The following is a 19,617-nucleotide window of genomic DNA, read 5'->3' as shown; positions in this document are numbered from 1 at the left end:
GCCATTAAAGTATGAGACGAATCATTGTTTTTTTTCTTGTTATCCTTGCGGGTACAGCGGGAGTAGATGCACAAAAAATATTAACTGTTAAGGATTCTCCATTTGAAATTTTTGTCAATAAGAATATTGAAATAAAATGGAAAGGGGAAAAATTAATAACCGGCGATTCCCTTTCATGGATATCGGATCAGACTGTCGGTAATTATGCCGAAACGTTCGAAGTATCTCGCTTTAAAGGATGGCAAATGACGAATGTTTGGAACCGCAAGTGCATAACTCCTTATCGTAGGGAAATCGGCTTGTCTCCGGATGGAAAAAAGATAGAATTAACTTTTCAGACGCATCAGGAAGCGTTGATGGATAATTATCCTACGCCTTATATCACTTATAAAGTTCTGTTACCGGCCTCTATGTTTGAAAATTCGACATGGGATGCTTTGTCCGGCCGTTCGTTTAATGCTCGTTGGAGCAGTGGTAAATTGACGACTTCCGTTCCGGATGGAAACATTGTAACCGGAACTCGGTGGATAACATTCAATACGCCGCAGGGAAAAGCGATAACCTTTGATCTTAATCCACAGGGGGTAACGACCTATTATTCGAGTGGTATTAATACAATGATGTCGCAATGGTCTATAGCAAAAAGAAAAGATGTCATTGAATTTTCCATTTCCGTTCCGGCTTCCAAGTCCGGCGGCGACCTGACAGGCAAACTGGTCATTTTTGAAGGAAATAAAGAGGATTATTTAAAGCATCATGCCGTTACTTTTTATCATTATTTTTCCGAACTTCCTGCTGAAAAATTGTTTTGCTTCAGTGAAAAGGCGGGAAAAGCCTTTCTGAATGCCGGTGTGGATAAAGTAGATAAGCAAAAAGGATATGGTTGGAAAAATCCTGAGGATATTCGGTTGGCAGGCGGTAATTTGTCCGGAGCCTTATATACTTCGTGTAATTCATCGCAATCCAATATTTTCAGTACATACGGGTTGCGCCCCGGATTGTATCTTGTCACCATTCGCAGTAGCGCTCTCGATAATAGTAAAGGGCCTTTTCATATTGCTTTAAATGGAGAAAGAATATACGAAAATATAAAAGTTCCGCAGGGGCAGGTTGCGGATATGACTTTCGTAAGATGGATAGAAGAGGGTAAAGCCGATATTGAATTTGAAGGAGATTGGGCTGCAAGCGTTATCGGATTCCAATTATTTATGCATAGTGAAGAAGATTATGAATTTCGGCGAGGAAATTGGATTAAGAAAGGCGGTTTTTGTCCGGGAATAATATTTGCCGATTATTATGATACTCCGCCGGTATATGGCAAATCGCTTACTTTCTCATCGCTTGCAGGAAAAGTGATGGAAGCGGATAGAATACCGGAACTTCCTGAATTGGAAACCGCCCTTCCCGACCAACATTCGAAACAATTGGAATGGAGATTCAATTCTCCTCTCGGATCGTTGGGACCGGATAACTGGGGAACATTTAATGAATTCAACACGCCGGCGAAAATAGAAAAGCGATTAAGTCAGGTTAAAGAAGGCGGAGTGGATGCCGTTATTTTAAACGGATTCCTTTTGAGGCACGCTGTACCTACTCATTTAGAACGGGTGGAGAAAAACATAAGTCAGATCGTGGAAATAGCACATGAGAAAGGAATGAAAATTATTGATCATCAAGACTTGACTATCTTGTGTAACGCCGATATGGGCTTTCGTTTTCTGGCAGCTCATCCGGACTATTTACAGCATAATCATACTAACGGATTACCTACGTGGGGAACATGCCCTGTAAATTCGGAATTTAAAAACGAATATTTCTTCCCGTATATTCTTAAACATATCAAGAATACCAAAATCGACGGATTTATGCTTGATGAATGTGCTTTTCATTATGCTAATTTTTGCAATTGTTCCCATTGCCGTAATTCATTTACGAAAGCTTCCGGATTGTTACTGCCTGATGATGAGACGGATCCTTTGTTACATAATAAGTCTTCGAAATTATGGAAAACATGGATTGAATGGCGGAAATATGCCATAGCTCAATGGCGGATAGATTTGAGTAATGCAACCCGTCAGATTAATCCCTATTTTTCAAATTTACAATATTATTCGGAAGGTGGATTTTTGAAAAACGATGCTGCTTATGCACAGGGAGGGGATTTGCCGCTTAGCGCCAAATCGATGGATTTTCTGGGAACAGAAATTATGAGCAGGGATGTTTGGGATGATTATCGCTATAATTTTACGAGTAGGAACATGTACAATAGTCTCAAAGAAACATACGGATCTCCCATCTACGGATTGGTGTATCCTAATGGAGTATTCGATTATGCGCTGATAGGTTGGGCGATGAACAATATGTTCGGGCAAACAACCTGGTCTTTAATTGATTTTGAAGGAGCGGAGAAAATGAATCGTTATACGGGTTGGCAGGAGAATATGAATAAAATAACATCGACCCCTTTTACGGATGTTGCGATTGTGTTTTCACGTATGACGCGTGACTGGTCTGTAAAAAATACGGTGAATTATCCTAAAGAGGTGATGGGAACGAGTCAGTTCTTGTCTGAAAGACATGTCCCCCATACTTTTATTTTGGACGATATGATATCTTCCAACGATCTATCAAGGTTTAGGATTTTGCTTGCGCCGGGCATGGATTGTATGTCAGAAAGTCAAGAAGTTAATTTGCGACAATTTATCTCTAAAGGAGGAACATTATTCATAACCGGAGAGGCGGGGATGTTCGACCCGTATGGCGAGCCCCGGAGTAGAAGGGCTTTTTATGACATCCTTTCTGACGCAAAGCTGACGGAAGCGAAGAGGAACGATTATATAGAGGTTGAATACGGGAAAGGACGGATTGTCTATTCCTTAAATAAAAACATGATGAATGAATTCTGTCAATCGATAAGGGAGACGAATATGGTGTATCGTTATAATCCTGATCCCGAAATTACCGCTCGAAATGAAAAGCTGATGCAGAATGTTATTCAAATGATGAACTTTAAGCCTGTTTCCATTCCTTCCAAAGTGCTCGTAACGGTTTATAAAGACCCGTCGCCGGGAAAAGAAACTGTAATGGTGCATTTATTAAATGCTGTGGGGGTAAAGGTGAAAGATGGGGATAAACTTCCTTTATCTAATCCTACATGGGAGTCGATAAAGGAAGATATTCGTTTTGAAATCGTATTACCTTCTTTCGGTAAAGCCTATTACGCTTCTCCCGACGCAGAAGGCCATAAAGAGATTCATGTGAAAAAAATAGAAGGGAATCGTTATAAAATCACAATTCCTAAAGGTACGATTGAAAAGTATGGAATTGTTTATCTCTCGTTGAGATAGTTTAAATATGTAATAAACTTACGGATAAAAATATAAATGAACAGACAAATGATAAATTATAGAAATCTCATTATTTTATTATCCTTCCTCTTCTGCCTATCGTGCAAAGGAGAACCCGAAAAGATTCAATCTGCTCAGGTAGAAACACTCGAAGCGAAGGATATCGCTGATGTATCGGCAGTTTGTAGTGGAAGAATTATCGACTCCGGTGACGGCGTTATTTCAGAGTATGGAATTGAAGTTAAAATGGACGGTAGTTATAAAAAATATCCCCACTCATTTTCTTCCGGCAATGAATTCGGCGTTACTCTAACCGGTCTTACTCCCGAATACACGTATCAATATCGGGCCTATATCAATGATGGCAATATTCAATACGGTAGTGAAAAAAGTTTTACGACTTTACCTTCCATTGAATATACGGCAACCCTTGATCAGGAATCCATTGCTACTCATTCAGCCGTCGTATTGTTTACATTTACCGATCGGCTCAAAGAGTGGGGCGTTTTTTATAGCGAAGGAAAACCGACAGTCAATGATCCGGTAAAAAAAGAATTTGCAAAAGCGGCTCTGACATTAGAGGAGCTAAAATCAGGAACGCATTATAATCTGTTGCCCTACGTAAAAGATAAGCAAGATAAAATCTCTTACTTACCCGAAATAGCCTTCACCACGGTCAAAGAGAAAGATGTCTGTGTGATCAATGGACGGTCGTATGTAGTGGATACCTTGCAGAATAAGCGCCGAGTCGGAGATGGAACAATCTATTATTCCATCGCTTTAGCGGAATATCCGTTAAAAGTGTATGTGTTGGAAGTCGATTTAACCGATCCTACGGTTCAGATCGAGACTTGTCTGGCTAAAGACAGCGCAGTAGCCACCGAACGTCCTACAAAAATGGTCGAAAGAAAAAAGAAAGAAGGATATAATGTTGTGGGTGCGATTAATGGCGATTTCTATTTTTATCAAGATCCCGTTGAAATAGGAATCCCCCGAAGCGGACAGTTTCATCAAAATAAAATGGTGACCAATCCCACGGGTAGAGCCGGTTTTGTATTGGGAGGAGACGGAAAGCCGTATATCGACCGGGTCGATTTCAAAGGCACTTTGAAAAAAGGGAGCGAATCTACTTCCATCCATACCGTCAATATGTTACGGTTAGAATCAAATGATAAATTAACTCCTAACCTAATGACCCTTTATACTTCGGCTTTCGGAAATACTACCAGCACTACGCCTGGAGGGACGAAAGTCGTCGTGCGTCCTAAAGTCGGGACGGATTTCTTTTTTACGGCCAATAAGGATTTTGAATGCATCGTGGAAGAAATTTATGATAATCCCGGACGTTCCCGTATTCCTAAAGGCCATGCCGTACTGCATGGAAGGGGAACGTCAGCGGATTTCTTGAAACAATTGAACGTGAAGGATGAAGTCACACTCTCATTAAAGACAGATTTAAGATCTGCTCCTGATCTTTTGCTTGATTTTAAAGAGATGGTGGGAGGAAGTGATAATATAATTTTAAAGAATGGGGTACGTGCAGAAGGGGATGATCTATATAACCCGAGAACAGGAATAGGTTATTCTAAAGATAAAACAAAAGTGTATCTGATGGTTGTAGATGGCAGACAAACAGATTCAAAAGGTTGTGGCATGAAAGATTTCGGAGAAATATTTCGATCTGCAGGAGCCTGGAATGCCGTGAATTTGGATGGCGGAGGGTCCTCTGTGATGATAGTCAATGACCAAATCGTTAATAAGCCGTCGGATGGAAGCGTCAGGGCGGTAGGTAACGGGGTTTTAATTACATCACAAAAAAAGTGAAAGATTTAAAAGTCCATTTTTGAGTGCTTATAAGTAATATAATTGAGTCCACCTTTTTTAAAGTGGACTCATAATTTAAGTTTTGTAAGGTGTGTCATTCGACTAAATGCTTCGCGTTATTCGCTTCGCGATAATGGCTAAAGTTATAATTTCCGTATAAGTTGCCAAAATAGATATATATTATGTTGAATTTAAAAAGATTATTAGTAATTATTCTCGTCTTTGCTATGTCTTGTGTTATAATGGCTCAAGATCGTTGGCAAATAAAAGAAGAAGGGAAAAGCATCCGTTGGAATATTGGTCACGACATACCTCATTACGATCATATCGAAATGAGCGGATTACAAATGTCCGTCGTTTTACGATATGGCGTAAATGCAGACGGCTCTTTTCGATTGGAAAGATCGGTGATTTGGCCGATGCTTAGAACATTACCTAATAATACGCACGCTAGTTTGGCTCAGCGTTTTTCAATAGACTATCCCTCATTGCTGATTGTTGATGGTTTAGCTTTAAGTGATGAAAAAGTTAAATCGATAGAACTTGACGGAAGGCTCATTGTGGTTAGTGAGTATTCTACAGGTTTTGTTAATACAAAACTTCTGGGGAAAGAACCTGTCAAAAAGATTGAAATTGTAAGGGTTCTATTTCCATCAACAGATAAACCTATTCTTTGTGAACGATATACGGTAAAAAATATATCAGATAAAAAAGTTTCAATAATGGTGCCTTCTCATAAAGACAGGTATAAAACAGACCCTCAAAAAGGGAAAGAAGGCAGTTATACCCTGATAACATCTATACAGGAGGGAGATAATGGATTGTATTATCTTAATCCCGGTGAGGAATATACATTTCATACTGCTATTCAAGCTTATAAAATAGGACAGAAAGAGATTGTTCCAGATGGAAAAACGGAAGAACTCAATCGTCTGGACTATGTGAATGAAGTAAAAACAAATATACATAAAAGTATACACATATACACAGACCCATAAAAATTGAGTGTTCTGTTTGAGTCCGTTTGGGCCGGTTTTACACATTGATTTGAAATAAGCCACAACTTTCTCTATATTTGAAGATCATTAACCACTAAAATATTCAATAATGAAAAAAGTATGTGGCTTAGATGTGCACAAAGATAATATATTCTGTGCAATCTACAATGGAGAGAGTCATTCTCAAGTGAAAGAATATGCAACGCTGACCCCTGCAATCTATTCGATGGGTGAGTACCTGCAGTCGGAAGAGGTGGAGGAGGTGGCCCTGGAAAGCACGGGTATCTACTGGATTGCCGTGTGGGACATATTCTACGAGATGGGGTTCAAGTTGACGCTTGTCAACCCGTACCTGATCAAACAGATGCCGGGTCGTAAGAGCGACATCAAGGATGCCCAGTGGATAGCCAGCCTGTTGCACAAGGGCATGATGCGCGGCAGTTTCGTTCCTGCTCCCCTGATACAGGAGTTGCGGGTCTATTCCCGCAAATACGGCAAGCTCAGGCAGCAGGTGACCCGTGTGCTGACGTGTATGGACGCCATCCTGGTAAAGGCAGGTATCCGGGCGAGCAGTTGCCTGAGCAGTATCAGCACGAAAAGTTTCATGGGTATCGTCGAGGCGCTGATAGCCGGATGGACAGACCCGGGCTATCTTGTAAGCCTGGTGTACGGGAACAGGAAAAACAAGCAGAGCGGGAAATTAAAGGAGGCCCTTAGGGGCAATATCAGGGCGCACCACCGCCAGGAATTGTCCTGGGCGAAACAGGAGTATGACATATACCAGTTGCAGATATCGGAATGTCTGTCACAAATGGAGCGGATATGTGGCCTACATTTTGCGTTGCCGGTAAATCTTTTACAAACCATTCCGGGAATAAGCCGGATAGCGGCGATGACCATAATAGCCGAAACGGGTGGGGATATGAGTGTCTTTGAAAATAGCGGCAAGATTGTCGGATGGGCGGGATTGCGCCCGAGGAATGATGAAAGCGCCGGCAAATACAAGAGCACCGCTACCACCAAAGGCAACAAGTACCTGCGTTCGATCCTGGTACAGGTCTCCTGGGCGGCTTCCCGGTCGAAGGGTTCGTTTTTCAAGGAAAAGTTCCAACGCATGACCATGCGCAAGCCAAGGAAAAAGGCTCTGGTCGCCATAGCAAGGAAACTGCTCGTTGTCATATGGAACGTGCTCAAGCACACCAGGCAATACGATCCCCGGCTGGCCCCTGTTTACGATCCGGTGAAGATGAAAGCCCGGCTCGCATATTACAAGAAGGAGTACGAAAAAACAGCGAACATACTGAATATTAATCTATAATACAAGCGTAAAGGCCGGGTAACTTTGTGGTGGCTCAAGACCCCGTTTACAAATAGGCCAATGTCACAGTCGTCCCTGAAACGACCTCAAGAACACAGACCGGGGTTAATGCTGCTCCCAATAAGAGAAGACAAGCCCGCAGAAGAAAATCGCATATCGGAAGGCGTCACCGCGTCTTTGCCTGCAACCTTGTGGGTAGGGTGATTTATGCCTGTATCCAAACATCTTTCTCTATTTAGCTCCATTTTTCTTTGAATATGGGGGGAATTTATAGAAGAAAATTACAATTTATTTCTCCTGATCCTGTTCTAAATACAGCCTTTGGCTTTGCAAAGATCAGAGCTTCCGAAAGTATTTATAAGACGGCTGGCGGCTTGATGCACGGTCCGGGTGGAGAGGCTTATTACGCTGCTATTTGGGCAAACGATCAGTGTGAATATGTAAATCCTTTTTTCCCTTTTCTAGGATATGGTATAGGAAACGCGTCCGCCTATAATTCATTTATGCATTTTGCCCGTTTTATGAACTCAGCATATACTCCTGTCCCCAGTTCAATTATTGCGGAAGGAGAAGATATTTGGAATGGCGCAAAAGACAGAGGAGATGCCGCAATGATTGCGTATGGAGCATCTCGATATGCTTTAGCGCAAGCCGACAGAAAGGAGGCGAATAATCTTTGGCCTCTTATCGAGTGGTGTTTAGAGTATTGCAAAAGAAATTTAAATGAAAAAGGAGTTGTAAAATCCAATACTGATGAGCTTGAAGGCCGTTTTCCTGCAGGTGAAGCGAATCTATGTACTTCTAGCCTTTATTATGATGCTCTAATTTCGGCCGGTTTTTTAGCGAAAGAATTAGGAAAGAATAAGGCTGTTCAATATCAGAAGGATGCTGAAATATTGCGGACAGCAATAGATAATTATTTCGGAGCGACAGTAGAAGGATTTGAAACTTATCGATATTATGAAGGGAATGATATTTTACGCTCATGGATATGTATTCCTTTGACTATGGGTATCTTTGAAAGAAAACAGGGAACGATTGATGCCCTGTTTTCTCACCGCTTATGGACAGAGAACGGTCTCTTAACGCAAGCGGGAACCAAGACCTTTTGGGATCGTTCTACTCTTTATGCTTTAAGAGGTGTTTATGCCGCTGGAGAAAGAAAAAAAGCGACAGAATATTTTAAAAGATATTCCCAACAAAGATTGTTGGGTGAGCATGTGCCGTATCCCATTGAAGCATGGCCGGAAGGAAGTCAGCGTCATTTGTCGGCTGAGAGCGGATTGTATTGTCGTATCGTAACGGAAGGCATTTTTGGAATTAAGCCTACCGGTTTTAAATCTTTCGATCTTACTCCTCAATTGCCGGATACTTGGGATAAGATGGAGTTAAAAAATATTTATGCGTTTAACGTCGCACCATTCGATATTGAGGTTAAAAGGAAATCGGATAAACAGGTGAAAATTATTATAAAACAAGGGAACAATATTTTAAAATCAATTCTTTCGCATAATGGAGCTAAATGTTCGATAATACTATAAAACGCTTCTCTGTTTGAGAAGAATAGTAGTCATCTTGTTATTAGGGAATCCGAATACATGAAGCCTTGTCATTTTGTTTTTAGTAAAAGAATTTTTTTCAATATGAATTTAAAATATTTTTTTTGTGTGCTCTTTCTTTCAACTTTTATCGGGGATAGGATATATGCTCAAGTGTCATTTGGTATTCCTCAAATGATAAATGAAGATTGGCTATTTCAATTAGGAGACGACCCAAAAGCTTTAGCTATGGATTATGACGATAGCAAATGGCGAAAGGTTGATTTGCCGCACGATTGGAGTGTTGAAGCCCCCTTGAGTCCCCATTTAGCCAGTTGTACCGGTTACTTGCCCGGAGGAATCGGTTGGTATCGAAAAGCATTGTTTATTCCTGATTTAGACAAAGAAAGAAAAGTATTCATTTATTTTGAAGGAATTTATAATAAAAGCGAGGTATATATCAATGGGCAATTATTAGGGAAACGTCCAAACGGCTACATTTCCTTTATGTATGATTTAACGCCTTACATACAATTCGGAAAAGAAAACATATTGTCGGTAAGGGTTGATCACAGCGAATACGCAGATTCACGCTGGTATACCGGTTCCGGAATTTATCGCAATGTCTGGCTTGTTTATTCCGATAAGGTACATATTGATCAGTGGGGTGTTTTTTGGCAAGCAAAAAATATAACCCGAAAAGATGCCGTATTGGACGTTCAAGTGAATGTAAAAAATGAAAGTTCTCAGAAACAGGATTTGACGGTATTCGTTGAATTATTCTCCGCTGAAGGAAAAATGGTGGCAGAAAAATCAAAAAAGATCTTAATGCGAGGATCCTCTCTTTTATCATCGACAGAACTATCGTTGAAAATCAAGAAGCCTGTTTTATGGGGAATGGAAAATCCATATCTCTACCGTTTGAGAACTTCCATTATAAGCGGAAACAAAGTTTTAGATGAAAGTGAGTTAACCGTAGGAATCAGAAGCCTTAAATTTGATCCTGATAAGGGGTTCGCTCTCAATGGGGAATGGATGAAAATAAAAGGTGTATGTATTCATCATGATGCCGGATGTTTGGGCTCTGCCGTTCCACGGAAGGTTTGGAAACGACGATTACAGAATTTAAAGAAGATAGGATGTAATGCTATCCGAATGAGTCATAATCCTCAAGCTCCGGATGTGTATGACCTTTGCGATGAATTGGGCTTATTGGTTATGGATGAAGCTTTCGATGAATGGAAATATCCGAAGAAGAAATCGATTACGGGATGGAATACAGGGGTTCCCGGATATCAAGGAAGCTTTTCTTTCTTTGAAGAGTGGAGTGATCGCGATATTCGGGATATGGTTTTACGTAACCGAAATCATCCGTCGATTATTATGTGGAGTATCGGTAATGAAATTGATTTTCCGAATGATCCTTATTCGCATCCGGTATTAGAAACTGCAACCTTTAATCAACCGAGTGTTATCGGTTATTTGCCTGATCATCCGTCGGCGGAAGAATTAGGAAAAATTGCGAAACGGTTGGCCGGTAACGTAAGGTCTTTAGATACTTCGCGTCCTGTTACGGCTGCATTGGCCGGAGCGGTAATGTCCAATGAGACTGAATATCCTTTTGTTTTGGATATTGTCGGATACAATTATTCGGAATTTCAGTATAAGGAAGATCACCTTCAATATCCGGAACGAGTTATGTTCGGCAGTGAAACGAATAACAGTTTTGCCGGTTGGAAGGCAACACGGGATAATGACTTTATTTTCGGTCAATTTTTGTGGACAGGGATAGATTACGTGGGTGAATCGAGAGAATGGCCTTCGCGTGGATATAAACATGGCTTATTGGATTTAGCCGGGTTTCAGAAACCGGAGGGTTTTTTCCGACAAGCAATGTGGGATACAAAACCCTTTATATATATTGGAACATACAATCCGAATAGAGATCCGAACCGATCAGTAAATGCATTACCTATATGGAACTATTCTAAGGGGGAAAATATCCGTGTTGTTTGCTATACGAATTGTCAACAGGCACAACTTGTATTGAATGGGCAAACTATTTCAACAGTCAAAGAATATGATGATAATGTCGGTTTTATTGCCTGGGATATTCCTTTTCAAATTGGTAAGTTGGAGGTTGTTGGACTTAATGGAAAAAAAGAAGCGGTTCGTTATGCTATTGTAACTTCCGGCAGACCCTATAAAATTATTGCAGAAATAGATAATTTGACGTTACATAAAAATAAAGATTTAGCTCATATTGCAATTCAAATAGTTGATGAAATGGGACTACCGGTATTGTTATCAGATGATGAGATTACTTGTCAGATAGAAGGCCCCGCCAAATTATTAGGCTTAGAATCCGGGAATAATGCTGATATGGGGAACTACAGAGATAACGTACAACGGGTACATAATGGACGTTTAATGGCTTATATAGAAACGACGGGAAGTGAAGGAAACGTAAAAGTTACTTTCTCTTCACCTTGGTTAAAAACGGCAGAAGTTTATCTGATTGTAAAATAAGGGATATTTTAGAGGGTGTATAGATATAAAAATCCCAACTATCTCGTTTAAAATAGTTGGGATTTTTTGTTTATAAATTATCGGCGAATATTTACTTCGCAAAACTAACGGCTCGGGTTTCCCGGATCACAGTAATCTTTACCTGGCCGGGATAAGTCATTTCCGTTTGTATTTTACGGGCAATCTCGGAGGATAGTTTTTCCGTGTCCTGATCGTCTATTTTGTCGGCGCCGACAATGACCCGCAACTCACGTCCTGCCTGGATGGCATACGTTTTGACAACGCCGGGGTAGGATAGAGCGAGCTTTTCCAAATCGTTCAAGCGCTTGATATAGGCTTCGACGATTTCGCGACGAGCACCCGGTCGAGCTCCTGAAATGGCATCGCAAACCTGAACGATGGGGGAGAGGAGCGTCGTCATTTCCACTTCATCGTGATGCGCGCCGATCGCATTGCAAATGTCCGGCTTCTCTTTATATTTTTCCGCTAACTTCATACCTAGGAGCGCATGCGGCAATTCGGGCTCATCATCGGGCACTTTCCCGATGTCGTGGAGCAATCCGGCACGTTTGGCTTTTTTGGGATTCAGTCCCAATTCGGCGGCCATGATGGCGCATAGATTAGCCGTTTCGCGGGAGTGCTGCAATAAGTTTTGTCCGTAAGAAGAACGGTATTTCATTTTTCCGACGAGCCGAATCAACTCGGGATGCAAGCCATGGACGCCTAAGTCGATGACGGTGCGTTTGCCGATTTCGACGATTTCTTCTTCGATTTGTTTTTTCACTTTGGCCACCACTTCTTCGATTCGGGCCGGATGGATACGCCCGTCGGTTACGAGTTGATGCAGCGACAACCGGGCGATTTCGCGGCGCACCGGGTCAAAACCTGAAAGGACGATCGCTTCAGGGGTGTCGTCAACGACAATCTCGACTCCCGTAGCGGCTTCCAATGCCCGGATATTGCGTCCTTCGCGGCCGATAATGCGCCCCTTCACTTCGTCGGAATCGATGTGGAATACCGTGATGGAGTTTTCGATAGAGGTTTCGGTCGCAACACGCTGTATGCTTTGTACAACGATGCGCTTGGCTTCTTTATTAGCCGTCATCCGGGCTTCCTCCATGATGTCGTTAATATACGATTGAGCCTCGGTTTTCGCTTCTTCTTTCAACGATTCTACCAGCCGTTCTTTTGCATCATCAGCCGATAGGCCGGAAATGGTTTCCAGTTTTTCCACTGATTGACGATGAAGGCGTTCGGCTTCCGCATTATTCTTTTCCAATATCTCTTGTTGGGAACTTAAATTGACTTTTATCTCCTCGAGTTCGGTATACTTTTTATTCAGCTCTTCCTGCTTTTGATTGAGAGATAGTTCGCGTTGTTTAAGACGGGTTTCTACATTTTGTATTTTAGCGGTCCGGTTGGCTATTTGCTTTTCAGTCTCGCTTTTCATGGCGAGAATTTCCTCCTTCGCTTCCAGAAGTTTCTTCTTTTTAATGACGTCCCCATCTTTTTCCGCATCACTCAACATTTTTTGGGCGCGCGAATTAGCCATTTTCCCGCTCACATACCAAGCAATTCCGCCGCCTATGAGTAAGCTTATAATACCTATTACTATTTCCATATTGATCTAAATTAATTATTAAAAGTTCCCTTTGTTGTGGCTTGTAACCCACGGTTAACGAAAGGAATTCCGATTGTTATATATTCATTTCTTTTTAATTGTTGTACATAAAAAAAGACACACTCTTTTCGGCAGTAGTCAATACCTGCAAAAAAGGTGCGTCCGTATATGAAAAACCGGTTTCTCCGGCCTCTTTATTCCGATAAATACGTATCTAATTCGTTTATAAGCGAATGTATTTTATCTTTAAAGGGTTTCGTATCATTCTTATCTTCAAGAGAAAAATTCTCAACCAATGCTTGTATAGCCGTCATTGCTATAAAATCTTGAGGCGTCATTCCGGAGTTGGTTCCTCCGAATGCGACTCTATATTGATTTATTTTAGTATTTATCTTTTTGGCAGCATCACGAAACGCCTGTTCTTCCGATCGATGAATCTTCAACGGGTATTTCCGGCCGTCAATAGTCAGAGTTAATAAAAATTTTTCGTCGCCCATCGCATAAATTTTCAATCTGTTATTTTAATAAACTTATGCATCTATCAACTTCTCGCACCAGTTTCGATAATTTATCTTTGGCCAGATCCACGTCGACCGTCGCAGCGGTGATCGTCCGGGCCACTTTTAAATTATCGTATTTTGTTTTTATATCTTCCAATGTCTTTTCCGCATGGTCAAGCCTTTTTTGTTTCGATTGAAGTTCGGTCTTCAACCGGACGTTTTCTTCTTTCAGAGAATCGCATAAATACAGCACTTGCTTTATGCGTACTTCCAAATCGACCAGCAGTTTATTATCTTCATCAGCCATAAAAAACAAAAACTCACGCAAATATAAGGATTGCAAAGGATTTCTACAAATATATCGTCTGTTATTTTCGTTTATTCATCGTGTGTTCGTTCCGTTTGGCGGAATAATGATGGAGATTTTGTACCTTTGAAATTTCTGTATAAAGCGGGGAAATGGTTCGATAGCCATTGTTCCGCTGAAAGAAAAGGGTACGGAATGAGAACAGAAGGAATGAATGAACGTAAAATAATTGTTGGAAAGGATATCGCCGCATTATGCCCGGAGTTTTGCTTTGCGGCAATTGACTGTCAGGTGGAAAATACACCCTATAATGCCGAATTGTGGCAAGAGATCGAAGAATTTTCGATTGCTTTCCGTGAAACCTATCGCATGGAGGATATCAAGAAGCATAAAGCGATTGCCGCTACCCGCGAGGCGTATAAACGATGCGGAAAAGACCCCAACCGTTACCGCCCGTCGGCCGAAGCGCTCTTAAGACGCATGGTAAAAGGCTTGTCGCTTTATCAGATCGATACATTGGTCGACTTGATAAACCTCGTGTCTATGAAGACGGGTTACTCTATCGGCGGATTCGATGCCGATCGCATTCAAGGAGACCTGACGTTAGGTCTCGGGAAGGCTGACGAGACTTTCGAGGCTATCGGGCGCGGATTGCTCAATATCGAAGGATTGCCGGTATACCGCGATGAGGCAGGCCCTATCGGCACACCGACGAGTGATGAAGAGCGAACGAAGATCACGGCGCACACAACGCATTTGTTGATGATCATCAAAGGGAATTCCGGCCCCGAAGGATTGGATCGTGCGGTCGGTTATGCTTCGGAGTTACTCCGCAATTATGCCCGAGCGGAAAATATACATGTAAAAAGTATGAAGTATGATGTCTGCGGTTACCGTCATTCCGCACTCGATGCGGAATCCTCATAATCGTTCATTTCTGTAGGGGGCACGCCTGTAATGACGATCGCTTGGATTCTCACTTCATTTGTCATTCGTAATTTTTAATCTGCTAATTAGCTGATTTTTTCATCACGATTCTGAAAGTCGTCCCTTTATCCGCCTCCGATCGTTTCACGAAGATCTTACCATGATGATACATTTCCACGATGCGTTTGGAGAGCGAAAGACCGAGCCCCCATCCGCGCTCTTTGGTGGTAAAGCCCGGTTGAAAGACCCGCTTGAACTTCGATTTCGGAATGCCCTTTCCCGTATCGGTAATGTCGAGCAGATAATTTTTTTCTTTTTCGGTGATCGAAAAAGTAATCATTCCTTGTCCGCTCATGGCATCGGCTGCATTCTTCGTGAGGTTTTCAATCACCCATCCGAAGAGCGATTCATTTAGAAGCACAAATGCCGGATGCGAAGGAAATTCGAATACGATTTCCACTTTGTCCGATAGCCGGTTGCGAAGATATCCTACGGTCTTTTGAATGGGTTCCTGCAAAGCAACTTTCTTCAAATCGGACACGGAGCCGATTTTTGAAAAACGTTCGGCGATCGACTGTAGTCGGTCGAGGTCTTTCTCTATTTCGGTGATAAGAGACGGGTCGACCTTCTTCAGTTTCAGATATTCCGTCCATGCCACCAAAGAAGATATCGGAGTGCCTAATTGGTGCGCCGTTTCTTTCGACAAGCCGACCCACAATTTGTTTTGTTCGGCTTTCTGCGAGCGGTTCAGGGCGAAAAACGCAAAGGCGATGAATACGGCGATGACAAACAATTGCACATACGGGTATATCCGCAGCTTCTTTAGCGTATACGAATCGTCGTAATATACAAATTGATTGAGTTCGGGAAGTTCGATGGGCGGATGTCTATGGGAAAATTGCTCGATTTTTTTCTGCAGAAAATCCTCGCGCCCGTTTTGCGGGAGAGTGATGTTATTGGCCGATAACCGTCCCGTCGTGCTGTCGTAAAGAATGACGGGAATGGTGGAGTTGCTTTGCAGGATCTGCAATACGAGCGACATATCGGCGTTTTCGTCGCCGCTGGCAATCAATTGCGTGGCCGATGCCCATATCTCTATTTTGTTCCGCTCCTCTTTGGCGAGTTCCCTGACTAAATGATGGGAAAAGACCAATGACCCAACGGCAATGAGTACCGCTGCGGCGACGAAAAGGTAGGCAAGCCATTGCCGTGATTCGTAAAAGGAGTTCATTCGGATGCGCATCGTTGACGAGTTGTTTTAGGCTATAACGGATAAACGGGCGTTTTATTGGCTACCGGATGAAATTGACCGGTTCGGCAGGCGGATGTGGACTCCGTATGCGCCACGGCTGCGGATAAAGATTGTTAGCGCGGTTGTCCATATTCTTCACAAACCCGATCGGCTCGTTTTTGTAGGTGATCAACACAAAATCTTTTGGGGCATCGAGCGGGGGAAGAGTCTCTTTTCGTAAATAAGCGATGGCTGTTTCGTAAGGCACTTCACATGTATTGAAAGCTTCCGGCCGACATTCGATGCTCAGGGCTAATGCCTGGGAGGGAACGAAACGGCGGCCTTTTTCCTCGCCTGTTTCGATGCCGCAAGAAAGAATGTTGAGGCGCTCGTCCAACTGTCGGATGGTGTCGGCATGCGCTTTGGGCAACGCCACAATGTAACTGTTGCGACTGGCAAACTCGAATTGCTGCGCATGCTGTAAATAGGGAGTATAAGGCGATGTATCCTTTAAAAAAGAGGCCGGCTTTTTCTTCTGCTTTCTCGACAGGCCCGGTGAATCCACTTCGCCCGGTTTGCGCAACACCGCGACAAAGAGTCCTTCGCCTTTTGTCCGATGCGGAAAAAAACGATAGGCGGTGATGTCATCAGCGAAAGACGGCGAGATATTCCATGAAGACTCTACCGGAACGGCTATATTGTCTGCGCCCCATTCCTCGATCATCCAACGGACGTTTTCTTCGTTTTCCTGCAAATTATACGTGCAGGTGCTGTAAATAAGCAATCCTCCGGCTTTCAGCGCATCCCACGCATGGCGCAGGATATCTTTCTGACGGGCTGCGCACATCCGTACGTTCTGCGGCGACCATTCCTGCACCGCCGCCGGATCTTTGCGGAACATTCCCTCCCCCGAACAGGGCGCATCGACCAATACCACGTCAAAAAAACCGGGTAGCCGGTCAAAATCTTCAGGCGTATTATTCGTTACCACAACCGACGGATGCCCGAACTTGGCGAGATTTTCGGCGAGGATATGTGCCCGTTGACGGATGATTTCGTTGCTGACGAGCAGACTGTCCCCGGGAAGAGTTGCGAGCAAGTTGATGGATTTGCCGCCCGGTGCAGCGCAAAGGTCGAGACACACCGCCGGAGTATGAACCCATTCGCGCACGATAGAACCGATAAACATCGACGATGCTTCCTGCACATAATAATACCCCGCATGCAAGAGCGGGTCGAACGTAAAAGCCGGCCTTTCGGACAGATAATAGCCCTCGTCGGACCATGGTATGCGGGCGGCTTCTATATTCGGGCGCACGGAAAGTGGCCTCCGGCGGTATTTGTAGGGATTTATGCGGATGCTGGCGGGCGCTTCTTCGTTGAGCGCCGCAAGAAAGCCCGCGGCTTCTTTTTGTGCAAACGGGGGCAACGATGACAGAAAATCGGATGGTAATGTCATGAGCGATTTGTTTTGAGCTACAAAGTTAATATAAAATTCCCATAAGAATAGGTCGAAGAAAGGTCTCATGGAGTTTTCAAGCGGTCGGTTGAGGTTATTTATACCATTGTTGTGGCTCCCAATTCCAAATTTCAGGCTAAAAGATCTTCGTTTTATGTCCGGAGGTTCAAGTTTCAGGCTCAGATATCCAAACTTCACGCTCAAAGTAGTAATTTTCACGTTTAAAGCCCGAAGTTTTTGGCTCGAAACCCCAACGATGATGCTCGAAACCCCAACGATGATGCTCAGAACCCCAACGATGGTGCTCAGAACCCCAACGATGATGCTCAGAACCCCAATGATGGTGCTCAGAACCTCAAAATATAAGTAAATAACCCCAACGAACCATCAATTAATCCCAACGGAACTGTTTGGAAGCTCAAAATATCTATCCATCATCCTGCCGAATATGTTCAAAACGTCTTCATTCCACTTAAAAACCGCATCTTTCCTATTCTCAAGATCAAATAGTCATCGAAAAGCAGAACTTATTTTTCTGTTTAACTCGAAAGTAATATCTTTGCTTCAAAAATTGAAATGACGACATCAAAAGACCCCGATCCACATCGGTGGAAGGTGCTTGAAAGTGAATATCTGCACAACGAACCTTGGCTGACTGTACGGCGGGAGCGCGTGGAGTTGCCTAACGGAAATATCATCCCTTCGTATTATATTTTGGAATATGCCAATTGGGTGAATATTATCGCCATAACGAAGAAAAATGAGTTCGTTTTTGTCCGGCAATACCGTCATGCCATTGGGCGCACCTGTTTCGAGTTGTGTGCCGGGGTATGTGAGCAGGAAGATGCTTCGCCTTTAGCCTCGGCTCAGCGTGAATTGATGGAGGAAACCGGTTATGGGGCAGGTCGTTGGAGTGAATTTATATGCGTATCGCCCAATGCGAGCGCCAATACCAATTATTCGTACTGTTTTTTGGCGGAAGATGTTGAAAAGCTGGCCGGTCAATCGCTCGAGCCTTCCGAAGATTTGAGCGTATGCCTGTTTACGTTGAATGAAGTGAGGCGATTGCTCGTGTCGGGGCAAATCGTGCAGGCCACGATGGCCGCTCCGTTGTGGAAGTATATGGCAGAAAAGCATTTATTATGATTACCCTTTTCCTTATCGTTCTTACGGCCGTCATATCGATTGCCGCCTTTCAAGACCGCCGTCTGGTGGATAAAATGATTTTCTATCCGCCTGCGGTTCGGCAGGGCGAGTGGTACCGGCTGTTCTCATACGGCTTTCTGCATGCCGACTATGCCCATTTGATCTTCAATATGTTTACGCTCTATTTCTTCGGCGAAGATATCGAACGTACCTACCGTGCGGCGTTGGGCGCTTCGACCGGGAACCTATTATATATCCTGATGTATGTTTTGGGACTGGTCGTATCCATTCTGCCTACCTACCGGCAAAATCGCGACAACGCCTCGTACTATGGTTTGGGCGCATCGGGGGCGGTATCGGCCGTGGTGTTTGCCTATATTCTGATCAATCCGATGAATTTTATGGGCATTCTATTTATTCCTGTTATGTTGCCCGCTTTTATCTTCGGTGCTTTATTTCTGGTGATATCCTATCAACTCGATAAAAAACAAGCCGGAGGCATCAATCACTTGGCGCATATTACCGGTGGGGTATTCGGACTGGTATTCACGCTTCTTCTCTTTCGGTGGGGCGCCGGTATCGATTTGCTGAACGCCTTCATCGCCCGGATACGCGTCGACTCGTTGTCCGACCTCATCCATTTCGGTCTCTAATCGTTATAGCCTTCCGGTATGCCAATTCTGTTCTCAGACGGTTGGCGAGTATTTTTAGTCTCTTCCTGATAGTTAAAGAAAAGCATATTTTTCATTTTAATCGAAAATAAAACTATTTTTGCAACAGCGATGAAACACAGTCATTGACAAACACGATGCCATGAATGCTTCTTTCATCGTTCAACGGATTCCTATAGGGAGGGATGCCCGGACATAATC

13 protein-coding genes and 1 pseudogene are annotated in these 19,617 nt (G+C 43.2%); 9 read left to right on the top strand and 5 right to left on the bottom strand.

The genetic code is table 11. From position 1 onward, the window contains the following. The first annotated feature begins 11 nt into the window (after nt 1-11). From ABNK31_RS10785 to ABNK31_RS10760, 6 genes and pseudogenes are all read left to right on the top strand, one after another. The gene (locus ABNK31_RS10785; protein WP_418892529.1) at nt 12-3,347 is read left to right on the top strand and encodes an alpha-amylase family protein; all 3,336 of its coding nucleotides are present in this window, start codon (nt 12-14) and stop codon (nt 3,345-3,347) included. Between the two features lie 48 nt (nt 3,348-3,395). Next, nucleotides 3,396-5,171 carry a phosphodiester glycosidase family protein gene (locus ABNK31_RS10780; protein ID WP_418892528.1) on the top strand — a complete coding sequence of 592 codons (1,776 nt, stop codon included), beginning with the start codon at nt 3,396-3,398 and terminating at the stop codon, nt 5,169-5,171. A 182-nt stretch (nt 5,172-5,353) separates the two neighbouring features. Further along, nucleotides 5,354-6,169, top strand: coding sequence for a hypothetical protein (locus tag ABNK31_RS10775; protein ID WP_418892527.1), 816 nt, complete (start codon nt 5,354-5,356; stop codon nt 6,167-6,169). Between the two features lie 109 nt (nt 6,170-6,278). Then, nucleotides 6,279-7,487 (top strand): IS110 family transposase, encoded by a 1,209-nt coding sequence (locus tag ABNK31_RS10770; RefSeq protein ID WP_418892526.1) that lies wholly within the window; start codon nt 6,279-6,281, stop codon nt 7,485-7,487. A gap of 293 nt (nt 7,488-7,780) precedes the next feature. Further along, a pseudogene (locus ABNK31_RS10765) lies at nt 7,781-9,028 on the top strand (hypothetical protein); the annotation flags it as partial. Between the two features lie 57 nt (nt 9,029-9,085). Next, nucleotides 9,086-11,554, top strand: coding sequence for a glycoside hydrolase family 2 TIM barrel-domain containing protein (locus ABNK31_RS10760; protein WP_418892525.1), 2,469 nt, complete (start codon nt 9,086-9,088; stop codon nt 11,552-11,554). A gap of 91 nt (nt 11,555-11,645) precedes the next feature. Here ABNK31_RS10760 and rny read toward each other — a convergent pair whose 3' ends face one another. The 3 genes from rny to ABNK31_RS10745 all read right to left on the bottom strand — a co-directional run bounded on the left by rny (nt 11,646) and on the right by ABNK31_RS10745 (nt 13,982). Beyond that, nucleotides 11,646-13,175 (bottom strand): ribonuclease Y, encoded by a 1,530-nt coding sequence (gene rny, locus ABNK31_RS10755; RefSeq protein ID WP_418892524.1) that lies wholly within the window; start codon nt 13,173-13,175, stop codon nt 11,646-11,648. Nucleotides 13,176-13,369: 194 nt separating this feature from the next. Continuing rightward, on the bottom strand, nt 13,370-13,672 hold the full coding sequence (locus ABNK31_RS10750) for a cell division protein ZapA (RefSeq protein ID WP_321579369.1): 303 nt from the start codon (nt 13,670-13,672) through the stop codon (nt 13,370-13,372). A gap of 19 nt (nt 13,673-13,691) precedes the next feature. Further along, nucleotides 13,692-13,982: a hypothetical protein gene (locus ABNK31_RS10745; protein WP_418892523.1), complete on the bottom strand. Its 291-nt coding sequence runs from the start codon at nt 13,980-13,982 to the stop codon at nt 13,692-13,694. A 195-nt stretch (nt 13,983-14,177) separates the two neighbouring features. Here ABNK31_RS10745 and ABNK31_RS10740 point away from each other — a divergent pair, with 195 nt between their 5' ends. Further along, nucleotides 14,178-14,909, top strand: a complete 732-nt coding sequence (locus ABNK31_RS10740; RefSeq protein WP_418892522.1) for a B3/4 domain-containing protein — start codon at nt 14,178-14,180, stop codon at nt 14,907-14,909. 82 nt (nt 14,910-14,991) lie between these two features. On the opposite strand, the gene ABNK31_RS10735 is transcribed toward ABNK31_RS10740, so the two are convergent. Both ABNK31_RS10735 and ABNK31_RS10730 read right to left on the bottom strand, forming a co-directional pair. Then, nucleotides 14,992-16,140 carry a sensor histidine kinase gene (locus ABNK31_RS10735; RefSeq protein WP_418892521.1) on the bottom strand — a complete coding sequence of 383 codons (1,149 nt, stop codon included), beginning with the start codon at nt 16,138-16,140 and terminating at the stop codon, nt 14,992-14,994. 61 nt (nt 16,141-16,201) lie between these two features. Next, nucleotides 16,202-17,599: a methyltransferase RsmF C-terminal domain-like protein gene (locus tag ABNK31_RS10730; protein ID WP_418892520.1), complete on the bottom strand. Its 1,398-nt coding sequence runs from the start codon at nt 17,597-17,599 to the stop codon at nt 16,202-16,204. A 576-nt stretch (nt 17,600-18,175) separates the two neighbouring features. On the opposite strand from ABNK31_RS10730, the gene ABNK31_RS10725 reads away from it, so the two are divergent. Together ABNK31_RS10725 and ABNK31_RS10720 are read left to right on the top strand one after the other, a co-directional pair. Next, the gene (locus ABNK31_RS10725; protein ID WP_418892519.1) at nt 18,176-18,745 is read left to right on the top strand and encodes an NUDIX hydrolase; all 570 of its coding nucleotides are present in this window, start codon (nt 18,176-18,178) and stop codon (nt 18,743-18,745) included. Continuing rightward, nucleotides 18,742-19,398, top strand: coding sequence for a rhomboid family intramembrane serine protease (locus tag ABNK31_RS10720; protein ID WP_418892518.1), 657 nt, complete (start codon nt 18,742-18,744; stop codon nt 19,396-19,398). The genes ABNK31_RS10725 and ABNK31_RS10720 overlap by 4 nt, the downstream gene beginning before the upstream one ends. Nucleotides 19,399-19,617 lie beyond the last annotated feature (219 nt).

Origin of the sequence: Limibacterium fermenti (genome assembly GCF_041902845.1) — a bacterium.
Taxonomy (GTDB): domain Bacteria; phylum Bacteroidota; class Bacteroidia; order Bacteroidales; family Dysgonomonadaceae; genus Limibacterium; species Limibacterium fermenti.
The sequence above is the reverse complement of the archived record's forward strand: the minus strand, read 5'-3'. Positions and strand labels throughout refer to the sequence as shown.

What these genes read in the sequence shown, in the direction of transcription:
- ABNK31_RS10785 (WP_418892529.1), top strand. Translation starts at nt 12, where the DNA reads ATGAGACGAATCATTGTTTTTTTTCTTGTTATCCTTGCGGGTACAGCG.
- ABNK31_RS10750 (WP_321579369.1), bottom strand. Translation starts at nt 13,672, where the DNA reads ATGGGCGACGAAAAATTTTTATTAACTCTGACTATTGACGGCCGGAAA.
- ABNK31_RS10770 (WP_418892526.1), top strand. Translation starts at nt 6,279, where the DNA reads ATGAAAAAAGTATGTGGCTTAGATGTGCACAAAGATAATATATTCTGT.
- ABNK31_RS10745 (WP_418892523.1), bottom strand. Translation starts at nt 13,982, where the DNA reads ATGGCTGATGAAGATAATAAACTGCTGGTCGATTTGGAAGTACGCATA.
- ABNK31_RS10720 (WP_418892518.1), top strand. Translation starts at nt 18,742, where the DNA reads ATGATTACCCTTTTCCTTATCGTTCTTACGGCCGTCATATCGATTGCC.
- rny (WP_418892524.1), bottom strand. Translation starts at nt 13,175, where the DNA reads ATGGAAATAGTAATAGGTATTATAAGCTTACTCATAGGCGGCGGAATT.
- ABNK31_RS10725 (WP_418892519.1), top strand. Translation starts at nt 18,176, where the DNA reads ATGACGACATCAAAAGACCCCGATCCACATCGGTGGAAGGTGCTTGAA.
- ABNK31_RS10775 (WP_418892527.1), top strand. Translation starts at nt 5,354, where the DNA reads ATGTTGAATTTAAAAAGATTATTAGTAATTATTCTCGTCTTTGCTATG.
- ABNK31_RS10735 (WP_418892521.1), bottom strand. Translation starts at nt 16,140, where the DNA reads ATGAACTCCTTTTACGAATCACGGCAATGGCTTGCCTACCTTTTCGTC.
- ABNK31_RS10760 (WP_418892525.1), top strand. Translation starts at nt 9,086, where the DNA reads ATGAAGCCTTGTCATTTTGTTTTTAGTAAAAGAATTTTTTTCAATATG.
- ABNK31_RS10740 (WP_418892522.1), top strand. Translation starts at nt 14,178, where the DNA reads ATGAGAACAGAAGGAATGAATGAACGTAAAATAATTGTTGGAAAGGAT.
- ABNK31_RS10780 (WP_418892528.1), top strand. Translation starts at nt 3,396, where the DNA reads ATGATAAATTATAGAAATCTCATTATTTTATTATCCTTCCTCTTCTGC.
- ABNK31_RS10730 (WP_418892520.1), bottom strand. Translation starts at nt 17,599, where the DNA reads ATGACATTACCATCCGATTTTCTGTCATCGTTGCCCCCGTTTGCACAA.